Source organism: Micromonospora sp. D93, from assembly GCF_018070365.1.
Lineage (GTDB): Bacteria > Actinomycetota > Actinomycetes > Mycobacteriales > Micromonosporaceae > Micromonospora > Micromonospora ureilytica.
In genome coordinates this window covers 19,458-33,208 of the sequence record NZ_JAGPXW010000049.1, presented here as the reverse complement: position 1 = coordinate 33,208, position 13,751 = coordinate 19,458, and the positions used below count along the sequence as shown (strand labels likewise).

Below are 13,751 nucleotides of genomic sequence, written 5' to 3'. Positions count from 1 at the left end.
GCCAAAGGAATCCCAACCAGCCAGCAAAAACTGACCAGTCCGGGGTATAAATCATAATTGGCACTGGCTTTACAAGCACCCTGTTGAGTTCTCAAAGAACAACCACACACCGACCAGAAGCCCCACCTCAGTGGAACCCCAACCGGGGCTATCCGTACCGTGTCCCCGTCGCTCTCGCGCCGAGCACTTTTACTACGTTACCTCACCGTCTTCGCCGTGTCAAACCGTGTGTCCCGGTCTGTCATGCTTCGTACGGGTCAGCGCCGGCGCACTCACGCAGCAGCGAACCGCTGCGTCAGGTCGTCGGATTCGGCAAGCCGGCCGCTGCGATCTCCCGCAGTCTCGCCCGGTTCCCTGCCGGTCGTGAACCTTACCCGGTCGGCTTCGCCGCACCAAATCCGCCTCGCGGCCGATCCAGCAAGCCCCGCCCGGTCCGCGTCTCCCAGGAGCGAACCCCTGCTTGACCCGGTTGCCATCCCGTTTCGGTGCTCCAGGACCTTCGTCCCGTTTGCCCCGTTCCGCGCTGGCAGAGAGAAAGTTACGCGTCTGCGGGTTTGATCGTCAAATCCACGGGTAGCGGCGCGCGTCACATTCGCCCGTCCGAACGGTTCTCGCAGGTCAGACCCGCTCCGGCAGGAACGGGGGCTCGGCGCCTACCAGCGGTACGGGCACCGACGGCCTGATCCCAGAGCGGCGGCGGGCGATCACGACGTCCGTCGGGCGGCGAGCCAGGCCCGGACCCCGAGGACGCCCGCTGTGGTGCCGATTGCCAGGGACGCGGCGATCAGCAGCGCGTGCACCCACAGGAAGCTGGTGGCTGCTCCGTCGGCGACCGTGCCGGATGCCCAGGACCGCGGGTCCTGCCAGATGGCCACCGCGAACCTTGGCCAGATCACCCAGGTCCAGACGCCGACTCCGACCAGGAAGAGACTCCACCCTCGCGACAGCACCATGGCAGCCGAGTATGCCAGCGCACCTGCTCAGCGGACGCCAGCGCGCTGCCACACCTCGCCAGAAGCACCGCCGCTCAGAGCGCAGGCTGTTTCCGTCGGCAGCGGGATGGGCATTGCGAGGGGGGACAGCTGAGGACCGTCCCCTGGAGGTGCCCCATGCAACCCTCGATCTTCAACCCCTGGGCCTGGCGTGACCCGTCCGCCCTGGCCGGTGGTTATACGCAGACCACGCCCTCGGTCACCCCGCCGGATGATCAGGAGGGTGGGCACGACGGCCCGGACGCCGCCGGCCCGGGCACACCCGTCGACCTGGTGGGCTATCAGGTGCAGGCGAGCGACGGGCGCATCGGCACGATCGACGAGACGAGCGACGAGGCGGACGCCGGGCACCTGGTGGTGGACACCGGGCCGTGGATCTTCGGCCAGAAGGTGTTGCTGCCGGCCGGAACGGTGGACCGGGTGGATCACGAGGAACGCGTCGTGTACGTCGACCGGACCCGCCAGCAGATCAAGGACGCGCCACCGTTCGATCCGGTTTCGGCCGACCAGGAGTACCGGGAGCGCGTGGGCGCCTACTACGCCGACAGCTACCTCCCCCCTCCCGGTGCCATCCCGCGGGTAATCTGAGGCCGTGGTCCGGACGGGCAACTACGCACCGGAGGCGGTCGACCTGGTCGACGGCCTCCCCTTCGGTGCCGTGTCCGAGATCCCAACCAGCTCCGGCGATGGCCGTGAGCAACTTCTGAACGTCCTCCGTGCCGGTGGTCTGCGGTTTCGCGCCGGCGCGCGATGGCGGGCGACTCGCTGAGTCGATCCCCGCTGACCGAGCAGGGCTGAGCCAGCCCTGCTCGGCGCGCGCCCACGCGTGACCCACCTTCGGATACGAGAGGCACCACCATGTCCGTCGCACGAATGCTCACCGGTGACCGGCCCACCGGCCGCCTGCACCTCGGCCACTACGTCGGCAGCATCGCCAACCGGGTGAAGCTGCACCGACGCTACGAGAGTTTCTTCATCATCGCCGACCTGCACATGCTCACCACTCGCAACCGCCGTGAGGACGTCGACCAGGTTGCCGGCAACGCCCGCGAGATGGTGACCGACATCCTCGCCGCCGGGGTCGACTCGGAGCGGGCCACCTTCTACCTCCAGTCGGCCATCCCCGAGGTCGGCGACCTCAACACCCTCCTCCAGAACCTGGTGACCGTCCCCCGGCTGGAGCGGGTGCCCTCGCTCAAGGACATGGCCCGTGACGCCGGCAAGGAGGAGATGCCGTACGGGCTGCTGGGTTATCCGGTGCTCCAGGCCGCGGACATCCTCTGCGTCAAGGGCGAGGTGGTTCCGGTCGGCCGGGACAACGCCGCGCACGTCGAGGTGACCAGGGAGATCGCCCGGCGGTTCAACCACCTGTACGGCCCCGTGTTCCCGGTGCCCGAGTTGATCCCGGCGGACACACCGAGCCTGGTGGGGACCGACGGCGCCGCCAAGATGAGCAAGAGCCGGGGCAACTCGATCGCGCTCTCCGACGACGCGGCGACTGTGCGTCGCAAGGTGCTCGGCATGTACACCGACCCGAACCGGGTGCGGGCCGACGTGCCGGGCACTGTGGAGGGCAACCCGGTGTTCGCGTACCACGAGGTTTTCAATCCTGACCGCGACGAGGTGGCCGACCTGGCCCGGCGTTACCGGGCCGGGCGGGTGGGCGACGTGGAGGTCAAGGAACGGCTGGTCGTCGCGCTGGAGGGGTTCCTGGCGCCGATCCGGCAGCGCCGGGCCGAGATCGAAGCCGACCGGGGCCTGGTCGACCGACTGATCGTCGAGGGCACGGAACGGACCCGTCAGGAGGTACGCCAGACGGTGCTCGAGGTACGCCGGGCGATGGGGTTGACCGGCGCGTACCAGCAGGTGCGGCGGCGGGCTGAGCGGAGCCGGCGCCGGGCGGAGCCGGCGCCGGGCGGACGCCTCGACCTGAGGCCGGGGCGCCCGGTCGGCGATGTGACGCCGGGTCCGCTGCGACACCACCGGGCCTCCAGCGGTGCCGGGTGCCGCTCGGCCACAAGAAACCTGACCGGCCGTGTCGATATCCCCGGCCCCCGTGCGTCGTCATGCTGTACGGCGACACGCCGCACCGAGAGGAGCCGAAACGTGAAGTACATGCTGCTGTTCATGAGCCCCATGGTCGACGGGGAGGTCGTCGACAACGGGTGCAGCTTCGAGGACTGGGTCCGCTACGACCGGGAGATGAAGGACGCCGGAGTCTGGGTATCCGGGCATCCGCTACAGGACCTGACCACCTGCACGACAGTCCAGGTCGGCCCCGGCGGCGAGCGCACGATCACCGACGGGCCGTTCGCCGAGACCCGTGAACTCCTCGGCGGGTACGACGTCATCGACGTGCCGGACCTCGACGCCGCGCTGGAGTGGGCCGCCCGCAGCCCCGGGGCCATCGGCACCGGGTCGGTCCAGGTCCGTCCGATCTTCGAGATCGACGTGCAGGTCTGACCGTGCCGGGTGAAAAGGCAGCGGTCGGGTCGTCGGTGGAGGCGGTGTTCCGGGAGGAACGCGGCCGACTGCTCGCCTCGCTGGTGCGCCGCTTCGGCGACCTCGACCTGGCCGAAGAGGTCGCCTCGGAGGCCATCGAGGCGGCACTGACGCACTGGCCGACCGACGGCGTCCCGAGTCGGCCGGGCGCCTGGCTGCTCACCACGGCTCGCCGTCGAGCCGTGGACCGGCTGCGCCGCGACCGGGTGCTGGCGACCCGACTCGCCGTACTCCGGGCAGAGGCCGAGCGGGCCGATCACGCGCCGCCCGCCGACGCGGACCGTGACCTGCCCGACGACCGATTGGCGCTCTTCTTCACCTGCGCGCACCCGGCCCTGGCCGCGCAGGACCGCGGCGCCCTCACGCTGCGGTTCCTGGCCGGCCTCACCACGGCCGAGGTCGCGCGGGCCTTCCTGGTGCCGACCGCCACCATGGCCCAGCGACTCGTCCGGGCCAAGCGGAAGATCCGTGACGCACGCATCCCGTTCCGGGTGCCGGGCCCCGACGAGTTGCCCGGTCGTCTGCCCACCGTGCTCCAGGCCGTCTACTCGGTCTTCACCGAGGGGTACGCGGCCAGCTCCGGCCCGGATCTGCAACGGATCGACCTGGCCGAGGAGGCCATCCGGCTGGGCCGGATCCTGCGCCGGCTGCTGCCCGCCGAACGGGAGGTCGCCGGGCTGCTCGGCCTGATGTTGCTGGTCCACGCCCGACGCGACGCGCGTACCGGACCGGACGGCGCCATGATCCTCCTCGACGACCAGGATCGCGGACGCTGGGACAGTCAAATGATCGAGGAGGGGTGCGGCCTGGTGGTGGTCGCGCTGACCGGCCGAGCGCCCGGCCCGTACGGCCTGCAGGCCGCCATCGCCGCGCTGCACGACGAGGCCGCCGACGTGGCCAGCACCGACTGGCCGCAGGTGGTGGCGCTCTACGACGTGCTGCTCGGCCTGGTGCCCTCACCGATCGTCGCGCTCAACCGGGCCGCCGCGGTGGCCATGCGGGACGGGCCGGAGGCCGGGCTCGCGCTGCTCGACGGGTTGGCCGACGATCCGCGCCTGCGCGGCCACCATCCCTATCCGGCGGCGCGGGCCGACCTGCTGCGCAGGCTCGGACGGTACGACGAGGCCGCGGCCGCGTACCGCAGCGCGTTGACGCTTGTCGGCACCGAACCGGAGCGCGCGTACCTGCTCGAACAGCTGAAGACCGTCACGGGCGGGTGAGCTGTACCCTTCCCCGGGTGAGTCTGCCTCTGCCTCCCGGCCCGTTCGCTGCGTACCTGTTCGACTGCGACGGCACTATCGTCGACTCGATGCCGCTGCACTACCTGGCCTGGCAGCAGGCCCTGCAGGAGTGGGGCTGCGAGTTCCCGGAGGACCTCTTCTACGCCTGGGGCGGCCGGCCCACCGCCGACATCATCGTCGCCCTGAACGAGCAGCAGGGTCTGGCCATGCCGGTGGCGACAGTCGTCGAACGCCGGGAGAGCTACTACCAGGAGTTGCTGCCGCAACTCGCGGCCGTGCCCGAGGTGCTGGCGCACATCCACGACGCGCACCGGCGGGTCCCGTTCGCCGTCGTCTCCGGCAGCACCCGCGCGTCGGTCACCGCCTCCCTGGACGCGCTCGGCCTGCTGGACCGGTTCGACGTGCTGGTCTGCGCCGACGACTACACCCGGGCCAAGCCCGACCCGCAGGCGTTCCTGCTCGCGGCGGAGCAGCTCGGCGTACCCCCGGAGTCCTGCCTGGTCTTCGAGGACACCGACCTGGGCATCCAGGCCGCGACGGCGGCCGGCATGGCTTCGGTACGCGTGCCGCAACAGCGCACGCCGTGACGTCTCAGGCGACCGTCAGCAGGAGCTTGCCGGCGTAGGACGTCTGTAGGCGCTTGTGCGCGTCCCGCACCTTGCCCAGCGGGAACTTCTCCGCGACGTGCACCACGAACGGCCCAGCCTCGATGAGTTCGTTGAGGCGCTGCAACTGTCGAGGGTTCGATTCGCCGTCGTACGCGCGGACCGTGACCCCCGGCCGTTCCTGCGGCTCCGGCTGCACCCCGTGGGCGAACGCGACCACCCCGCCATCGGCCAGCGCCTCGGTGAGCCGGTCCAGCGTTCCGCCGCCGGCCATCGCCAGGATGGCGTTCACCCCGCCCGGCGCGGCATCCCGGATCGTGGCCAGCACGTCGGTCATGTCGCCGTGGCCGTCGAGGGACACGTCGGCTCCGAGCCGGGCCACCAGCGCGACGCCGTCCGCCCCGGATGCCACAGCGATCACGTTCAGCCCCTGCCGCTTCGCCAGCTGCACCGCCAGGTGGCCCTGACCACCGCTCGCACCGAAGATCAGCAGCCAGGCGCCGGCCGACAGGCTGATCGCGTCGAGCCCGGCCAGCGCGGTCAGCGCGTCGGTGGGCATGGCGCCGGCGTGCTCGGCTGGCACACCGTCGGGTACCTTCGCCGCGTACTCCGCCTTGACCGACGCGTACTCGGCGTAGAAGCCGCCCTTCGGGCGGGCCGTGGCGGAGACGTAGACCAGGTCGCCCACCTTCAGGCTGGTCACGTTGCCGCCGGCCGCGATGACCGTTCCGGCGCCGTCGGAGCCGGGCACGATCGGGAGCGCCGAGCCCTCCGGCACCAGCACACCCTGCCGCTCGTACGCGTCCCACACCCCGACGCCGGCGCTCAAGACCTTGATCAGCACCTCGTCGTCGGCGGCCTGCGGGATCGGCAGTTGCCGCAGGGTGATCACCTCCGGGCCGCCGAACTCATCCAAGGCCGCGGCCTGCATCCGCTCTGGCACATCCCCGTCAACCATGTGGATTCCCTCTCCGTGCCGGCGTCACCGTCGCAGCATGCCGGCTGGGGGACAGTCGTGGTCCGGAGCTGAGCGTCGTTCACCCACAAGGACGAACGCCCAGGCTCGGCAGGCGTAGCCGGGGCGGGCACGAGAATGTCCGCGTGCCGTTGACCGGAGCCGCGATCAGGAGGTCTGCGGCTCCGGGCCACGAAGTGCCTGCTCGACGGCGTCGCGTACGCGGGCGTCCTCGCGTGCCTTGCTCTGCGCCCGGTTGCGGCGCCGGTACAGGTACGCCCCGACGAGCACGGCGATCAGCACGACGAGCACCAGCACCAGCATCCAGGGCAGGGCCCAGCCGTGCGCGGTGACCTGGACCGGCTTGAGCGAGGTGGTGGAGCCCGAGGCGTCGGTGAGCAGGGGTGTCACTGTCGCGGTCGCGGCCAGCGAGATGGCGGGAGCCACCCCACGTACGGGCACCGTCACGTTCCAACTCTCGCCCGGAAGCAGCGCCGGCGGCGCGGCGACGTCCTGGGCCCGTACCCGCAGCAGGCCGAACGGGCCCGAGACGGTCACCGCCTGCTTACCGGACAGGGCCGCGTTGCCGACGTTGTGGACCTTGTAGGTGATGGTGGCATCACCCTTGCTGAACGGGTTGGTCGGTCCGGCGTACGTCACGTGCAGGTTCTCGATCGCGAGGTTCGGCTTCAGCTCGCCGCCCACCCGCAACTTGATCCGGATGCCGAGGCGCCTGTCGACGTTGATCCCCTCAGCCTGGTCGGCCTGGGTCAGCGTGGTCAGGATGCCACCGACGTAGTCCCCGGGCGTGGCGTTCTCCGGGACGCTGACCTTGAACGGAACCTGGGCGGTCTTTCCGGGCTGGATCACGACGCTGCCGGCGTTCGGCTTCACCCAGGCGCCGATCGCGACGGACTTCTTGTCCTTGGTGAGCAGGTCGAGCTGGCCGGCGTCGGTGGTGAAGCCGTCGGCCGCGTACACGGAGAGGGTCAGCGGCGCCGGGCCGCGGTTGGCCACGACCATGGCGTCCTCGACGGAACCACCCGGGTTGACGTTGTAGCTGTAGCTGGACCGGGCTTCGCCGTAGCCGTTGGAGGCCGTCCGGACGGTCCAGGCGACGTTACCGTCCGCGGCCAGGGCGGGGCCGGCACCGACGCCGACGGCCGCGACGACGGCGAGCAGGGAGAGCGCGGTGGTACGGAGGGCTGTCTTCCAGCGAGTTACGGACGGTTGCATCTCAAGTCCTTGTGGTGATCTTGGTAGTGGGTGAACCGGTGGCGGGGTAGGCCCCGAAGGTGCCTACCCCGCCGAATGGAACAGTCCGGTCAGCTGCTCAGAGCAGTGATCGTGAGGGTGGTGCGGTAGCTGCCCTTCGCGATGCTGTCCGGGATCTTCAGGTCCAGGTCAGCGCCGAGCTTGGCGCCGCCGCGCGGGTGACCCTGCGCGGCCGCGGCGAGCCCGCTGGAGACCGAGAGGCCCTTGCCCTGGTCGTCGAGCGACGACAGGACCGGGGCACCGGCCTCGGCGCCCGCGCCGGCGTCGAGCACGTACGGGTTCCAACCGAGGTAGGAGCCGGAGAACGTCTTGTCGGCGTCCTGGAAGTCGCCGACGTTGGCCGAGATCGACCACGGTGCGAGCGACCGGCGGCTGTCCGACACGAGGATCGGGTTGATCTTGCCGTTGGCCTGGAAGTAGGTGCCGTTGCGCTCCTGCGCGGTACCCAGGTCGACCAGACCGTTGTAGCCGTCGATCGTCCAGCCGAACTCGCCCGGAGCCGGGTTCGGCACGTTGACCTGGATGGCCTGACCGTCACCGTGGTACGGGTGCACCGTCACCTTGTCGGTGATCGAGCCGACCGGCTGACCGTCCGGGGTGTTGACGCAGGAGAGGCCCTTCTCGACGGCCGCGTTCGGCGCCGCGCAGGTCCCACTGCGAACGTTCGCCAGGACCAGCTTGTCGCCGCGCACCTGCACCTTGACGTAGCTGCGGACGTGCTCCTGGTTCTGCGACGAGTTGTACCAGTACTTGTTCGGGTCCAGCGGGTCCGGGCCGTTGCCACGGATGCCGGTGCCGGTGCTGTCCGGCTTCTTGATGTCGTAGTACTTCGAGCCGGAGGCCGAGTTGGCCGTCACGTAGATGACGCCGCCCGGGCCGGGGAAAACCTCGGCAGCACCAGGCTGCTCGGCCGGGTTCTCCTTCTGACCGTTCTTGATCGAGTAGCTGCGCGAGTAGCTGTGGTCGTGACCCTGGAGCACCATGTCGACGCCGAGGTTGGAGAACGCGGTGGTGAAGTCCTCCCGCCGCTGCTTGTTGTCGGTGTCGGTCGCGTGGCTGGCCGGCGAGTAGATGGAGTGGTGGTAGACAAGCACCTTCCACTTGGCCTCGGAGCCGTGCTTGTTGATGACGTCGGTGACGTACGCGACGTGCGCCGCGTCGCCGCCGGCGGAGCCGTCCGCCGGGTTGGCGTAGCTGTTGCTGTTCAGGTCGATGAACAGCACATCCTTGTGGATGAACCAGTAGTCGCCGCCTGACCGGGTCGCCTGGTCCCCGTTGTAGTACTGGGCCGAGCGGTCGGTGTTCGGGGTGAAGTGGTGCTGCTCGTAGGACTTGCCGCCGACGTCGTGGTTACCGATGGTGGCGACGAGGGGGACCTGACGCAGCTGGTCGGGGGCCAGGAACGAGGTCCACTGACCCTCGTCGTTGGCGCTCTCGACGTGGTCGCCGGCGGACACCAGCAGCTCGGCGTTCGGGTTGGCCGCGGTGGCGACCTTCAGGGTGTCCTCCCAGCCGGCCTGGTCCTTCAGCCGGTCACCGGAGGAGCCGATCTGCGGGTCGCCGAAGAACAGGAAGTCGTAGTCGCCCTCGAAGTCCTGCGTCTTGAAGGCGTACGCCGGAGACCAGCTGCCCTCCGCGCCGACCCGGTACGAGTACGCCGTGTTCTCGCGCAGGTTGCTGATCGTGGCGTGCCGGTTGAACCCGGTGGTGGAGGTGTTCGCCGCACCAACGGCGTCGAAGCTGACCGCTCCGGCCGGGAACTCGCCGTTGACGATCTCGGCGGTCGGGGCGAGCTGGATCTTCTGCGCGGTGTCGGCGGAGGAGTACCAGCTCACGATGCGCTGGGTCTCGTTGGCGCCGACGCCGAGGACCACACCGGTGATCGTGGTGGACTCGGCAGCGCTCGCGGTGGCCGTCAGGCCGCTGCCGAGGGCCGCGCCCAGACCGAGGAACCCGGCTGCGACCCCGGCGACCAGGCGCCGCCGCACGAGCGCGGAGGCCCGTGTCGAGGTGCTCAATGTCATCGACATTGTTCCCTTTTCAAATAGAGAAATGGATTGTGCCTTCACCCGACGCTGGGGAAGCAATTCCACGCTTTCGCCGCCCGATGAACCAACCGTGAACGTGATCTTGCGAAAGACTGCACTTCACGAACTACTTAGCCCTACTCATGATCCAGAAATACGCTGCACAAACCAGATCAACCCCATAATGGACACGCCCGCAGAAACGGCCCCGGTCGCCCAGAGGCCGGCTTTCGGTGCACGACGACGCAGCACGAACAGCAGCGGGAAGATGATCGCGATAATCGTCAACTGAACGACCTCGATGCCGATGTTGAACACCAGCAGCGACCACAGCAGGGTCCACGACCACGCCTCGTCGATGCCCAGCGCGCCCGCGAAGCCCAGGCCGTGCACGAGGCCGAAGCAGAACACCACGCCGAGGCGGATCCAGCCGGCCCGGTCGAGGCTGAAGTGCCCGCGCCCGGCCGTCTCCAGGTCGGTCGCGTGCTCGCCGCGCCGCCAGATCCCCCACAGGTGCCAGCCGGCGACCACCGCGATCGACAACGCGATGATCGGTTCCACGATCGCCCCCGGCACCTCGACCAGGCCGAGCGCGGCGAGCATGAACGTCACCGAGTGCGCCAGGGTGAAGCTGGTGGCCGCGAGCACGATCTCCCGAAGCCGCCGCGACCCGGCGATGAGCGCCAGCAGGAACAGGATGTGGTCGATCCCGGTCAGCAGATGCTCGGCGCCGAGGAGGAAGAACTCGCCGAACCGCTCGTACCAGGCCTGCGCGGTCGAAAAGGACGGGTTGGCGGCGTCGAGCACCGCGCTGCCCGAACGGCCGTCGATCTCGTAGGTGACGATCGTCTTCGTGCCCTTGACGTACCCCTCACCGTCCGGGAAGAGGCCACTGCGCACCACGTGCTCGTCGGCCCGCTCGGGGCAGGTCCAGTCGAGCAGCAGGTCCGCGTACGGCACGCCCTCGCGCTCGCCGATCGTCGCGTCACCCACCTGGGTCGGCCGGCAGGCGGCACCCCGGGAACTCACCGAGAACCGGTCGGAGACGTACCCGAGGACCGCCGTCGCGTGGCTCTTCAGTGCGGCGGCCTGGGCAGCGGTGTCGCCCGCCTCGAACGCGGCGGTACCCGCCCGGAAGAGCGGGTCGTCGTCACCGGCATCCGCGGCGGACACGACGAGGAGGTCGTATTCGAGCTCCACCCCGGTCCGAATGTGACCCTCATCTCCCGCTGCAATTTTCGTGTACACAGTCGACGAGAAGCCGTGCGCGGACGCCGGCGCGGCGCCCAGAAACGGAACAACCGCTGCGGCGAAACCGACAGCGGCGACGATAACGGTACGGCGGATGCGGCCTGACATTCGACTCCCTCGGTTGGCCAGTGCACGTTGCATGGCGTGGGTGAACACCAACCCGCACACCGGCGAACCGCCGGAGAACAAAGTCCTCGAACGGCCGCCCACCAATTACCGGTGACCGGAACTGAGATAGGAATACGAAGAAGTACGCGCACTTTCCACCACCATCCGGAGGACGATCACCTTGCGCCCCCCGCTTCGGGCCGTTGCCATGCTGGCCGCGACCGCCGCGCTGGTCACCGCCTGCAACTCCAGCGACGACTGGTCCGAGCCACGTCCGGCGCCCAGTGCCATCGGCACGCTCGGCCCGGGGTTCGTCGACCCCTCCGCGAAGCCCGCTCCCGAGGCGACAATCACGCCGCAGCCGGGCTCGTGGGCCGACGTCCACCCGCCGAAGGACTACCGGGTCGTCCTGCTGACCAGCGGTGCGGACAACCCGACCAAGGCCCTCGTGACGGCGGTCGAGGAGTGGGCCGACGACGAGCACGTCGACCTCAGGACGATCGTCGTCGGCAACGCGCACGACGCCGTTCCCAGCATCGCCAAGGCGATGGAGATGGGCCCGGACCTCATCGTCAGCGCGGGCAACGACCTCATCGACGGGCTCGCGCTGGTCACCCCCAACCACCTGGACGAGAAGTTCCTCGTGGTCGGCGCGGAACTGGCCGAGCCCACCCACAACGTGACAGCTGTCGACTGGGACGGCGCGTCGTTCCGCGGTGAGGGGCTCGGCATGTCCTCGACGTACGACCCGAACTCGTTCACCGCGGACCGTTGTGCGGCGGCCGTCCGGGCGGGCGTGGCCGCCGTCCTCAACGACCTGACCGGGATCGTGGTCTGGCTCTGACGCGGAGGCCCGCACGGCCCGGTGCGGAGGCTTGCGACCTCCGCACCGGGCCGGAGAGTCACGCGGCCGAGCAGGTGGGGACCATCCCCGCACCGGTGCCGGTGCCCTGGTAGCCGAACTCGGTCGACTGCCCGGCCGCGACGGCGCCGTTGTAGGCCACGTTGGTGAACCGGACCGTGCCGGTGTCGCCGCTCCGGTTGGCGCTCCAGACGCTTGTGATGCCGGCACCCGCCGGCAGTGTCATGGTGACCGTCCAGCCATTCACCGGCGCGGTGCCGGCGGTCACCCGCACCGTGGCGACGAAGCCGCCCGTCCACTGGTTGACCGACACCGCCGCCGCGCAGCCAGCACCGCCCGGAGGCGGCGTGGTGGGCGGGGGCGTGGTCGGAGGCGGCGTGGTGGGCGGGGGCGTGGTGGGCGGGGGCGTGGTCGGAGGCGGCGTGGTCGGGCCGTCAGCCAGGACCGGCGTCGGCCAGTCCCGCCAGTCGGCCAACCGGCCGAGCGCCCTGCTGGAAATCCGGATCACACCCGGCTCGTTGCCCGTCTTCAGCAGGAACTTCCGGATGTTGTTCTGCAACGGGGTACGCCACTCCGAGCGGTTGGCGCAGTGGCTGCCGTCCTGCACGTCGGACCAGTAGGTGATGTTGTCACCGGCGCCGAGCGCCTTGTAGACCTCCGCGCCGCCCAGGGCCGCCACGCTCGCCGATCGGGGCCCAAGGTTGGCGATGTGCGGATTGTCCATGATGAACAGTCCGCGCGGCGCCACCATGGCGACCATCTCGTGCGTGTCCACCGGGAGCCGGTTCGGGCTGCCGGTGAAGGAGCCGAACGCGTCGCCCAACCAGGGCTGCTCCCCGTACGCGCTGCTCAGGCTCTGCGCGCCCTCACCGGGAATGCCGCGGAAGATGGGTACGCCCGCGCTGCCCGACTCGATCGGCATGGTCAGGGCGATGCGCTGGTCGAACACACCGACCGCGAAGGCGCCTTTGCCGTAGCGGGAGCAACCGGTGACGCCCATCGCGTCCGCCTTGAGGATCCTGCCGTCGGACTGCTCGATGACGTCGATGATCCGGCTCACGCCCCAGCCCCAGGCGGCGAGCAGTCCCGTGCTGCTCGACGAGCCGTAGATGCTGTAGAACGCGCCCTGCTTGTTGTTCCGAGGGGTGCCCTCGCGCCCGACAGCCAGCGGGTCGTAGCTGATCACGGCAGCGCCGGCGGCCTTGATGGTGGCCGTGTCCGCGCCGAACCCGCCGACGACCACGACGGCTGGGAAGGGACCGGTGCCGCTGGGCAGCTCGACCCGCGCCGAGAAGCTGGAAGTCCTGCCGTTGTGTGACACGTTGACTGTGACGTTGCTGTTGGACACCGTCCCCGTGACGGTCGCGGGCTTGGCGGGCTTGTCGCCGAAGACGAACTTCTCCGCCAATTCCTTGATCTCCGCCCGGCGACAGCGCCAGTCGGACTTCGAGGTGATGGTTTGGCCGTTCAGCTTCTTGAAGGGGTCGGGGAGCTTGGCGTTTGTGGGCAGCGAGCCCAGGTCCGGCAGACCGGACACCGCGCAGTCGGCGCCTTCGTCCTCCACTGCCGCGGCCAGCGGGCCCACGGCCGCTTGGGCGTTAATGGTTCGTGTTACTACCGATACCGATCCGGCGACCGTGAGCGCTGCTACCGCAAGCGCGACGATCACCGAACGGGTCCTAGAGCGGCCCGAGCTGATGATCACGGGGCTCTCCTTCCGAGTGGTGATGGAAAGGAAAGAACGAAACGTAATCGAAGATCACGAATGCCAGCCAGGTAAAGCTTGGGCGCTTCGATCGTCAGATGTCAATATTTTGCCGAAACTTTCGACACCTCCCGCCCCCTCAGGTGAGTCTTCGACCCCGCCGCCGGGCATCCCCGCCCGCAGGAGCGTGGGTGGGAGCACGGGTCGCCCCGCACCAGGTATCGGAAA

At 69.5% G+C, this 13,751-nt stretch carries 11 protein-coding genes and 1 pseudogene; 6 read left to right on the top strand and 6 right to left on the bottom strand.

Annotated elements, in window-relative coordinates; translation table 11 throughout:
- Positions 1 to 704: 704 nt before the first annotated feature.
- Positions 705 to 953, bottom strand: a complete 249-nt coding sequence (locus KBX71_RS32710; protein WP_210821560.1) for an SCO4848 family membrane protein — start codon at positions 951 to 953, stop codon at positions 705 to 707.
- A gap of 156 nt (positions 954 to 1,109) precedes the next feature.
- Between KBX71_RS32710 and KBX71_RS32705 the strand changes: the two genes are divergently transcribed.
- The 5 genes and pseudogenes from KBX71_RS32705 to KBX71_RS32685 all read left to right on the top strand — a co-directional run bounded on the left by KBX71_RS32705 (position 1,110) and on the right by KBX71_RS32685 (position 5,322).
- Positions 1,110 to 1,580 (top strand): PRC-barrel domain-containing protein, encoded by a 471-nt coding sequence (locus KBX71_RS32705; RefSeq protein WP_210821559.1) that lies wholly within the window; start codon positions 1,110 to 1,112, stop codon positions 1,578 to 1,580.
- Between the two features lie 270 nt (positions 1,581 to 1,850).
- Positions 1,851 to 2,894 (top strand): annotated as a pseudogene (gene trpS, locus KBX71_RS32700) (tryptophan--tRNA ligase); the annotation flags it as partial.
- A gap of 213 nt (positions 2,895 to 3,107) precedes the next feature.
- A complete protein-coding gene (locus KBX71_RS32695; RefSeq protein WP_124822484.1) occupies positions 3,108 to 3,455 on the top strand; it encodes a YciI family protein in 348 nt (115 codons plus the stop codon).
- Between the two features lie 2 nt (positions 3,456 to 3,457).
- Entirely contained in the window at positions 3,458 to 4,714 is a 1,257-nt protein-coding gene (locus KBX71_RS32690) for an RNA polymerase sigma factor (RefSeq protein ID WP_210821558.1), read from the top strand.
- 17 nt (positions 4,715 to 4,731) lie between these two features.
- A complete protein-coding gene (locus KBX71_RS32685; RefSeq protein ID WP_210821557.1) occupies positions 4,732 to 5,322 on the top strand; it encodes an HAD family phosphatase in 591 nt (196 codons plus the stop codon).
- Positions 5,323 to 5,326: 4 nt separating this feature from the next.
- Here the strand turns inward: KBX71_RS32685 and KBX71_RS32680 are convergent, their stop codons facing one another.
- The 4 genes from KBX71_RS32680 to KBX71_RS32665 all read right to left on the bottom strand — a co-directional run bounded on the left by KBX71_RS32680 (position 5,327) and on the right by KBX71_RS32665 (position 10,797).
- Positions 5,327 to 6,298: an NADP-dependent oxidoreductase gene (locus tag KBX71_RS32680; RefSeq protein WP_210821556.1), complete on the bottom strand. Its 972-nt coding sequence runs from the start codon at positions 6,296 to 6,298 to the stop codon at positions 5,327 to 5,329.
- A gap of 165 nt (positions 6,299 to 6,463) precedes the next feature.
- Positions 6,464 to 7,531, bottom strand: a complete 1,068-nt coding sequence (locus KBX71_RS32675) for a WxL protein peptidoglycan domain-containing protein (protein ID WP_210821555.1) — start codon at positions 7,529 to 7,531, stop codon at positions 6,464 to 6,466.
- A gap of 89 nt (positions 7,532 to 7,620) precedes the next feature.
- Positions 7,621 to 9,594 (bottom strand): FN3 domain-containing metallophosphoesterase family protein, encoded by a 1,974-nt coding sequence (locus tag KBX71_RS32670; RefSeq protein WP_210821554.1) that lies wholly within the window; start codon positions 9,592 to 9,594, stop codon positions 7,621 to 7,623.
- Positions 9,595 to 9,738: 144 nt separating this feature from the next.
- Positions 9,739 to 10,797 (bottom strand): HupE/UreJ family protein, encoded by a 1,059-nt coding sequence (locus tag KBX71_RS32665; RefSeq protein ID WP_307847462.1) that lies wholly within the window; start codon positions 10,795 to 10,797, stop codon positions 9,739 to 9,741.
- Positions 10,798 to 11,137: 340 nt separating this feature from the next.
- Here KBX71_RS32665 and KBX71_RS32660 point away from each other — a divergent pair, with 340 nt between their 5' ends.
- Positions 11,138 to 11,800, top strand: a complete 663-nt coding sequence (locus KBX71_RS32660) for a hypothetical protein (protein ID WP_210821552.1) — start codon at positions 11,138 to 11,140, stop codon at positions 11,798 to 11,800.
- A 58-nt stretch (positions 11,801 to 11,858) separates the two neighbouring features.
- On the opposite strand, the gene KBX71_RS34150 is transcribed toward KBX71_RS32660, so the two are convergent.
- Complete coding sequence (locus tag KBX71_RS34150; protein WP_307847461.1) at positions 11,859 to 13,523, bottom strand: cellulose binding domain-containing protein; 1,665 nt, start codon at positions 13,521 to 13,523, stop codon at positions 11,859 to 11,861.
- Positions 13,524 to 13,751: the final 228 nt, after the last annotated feature.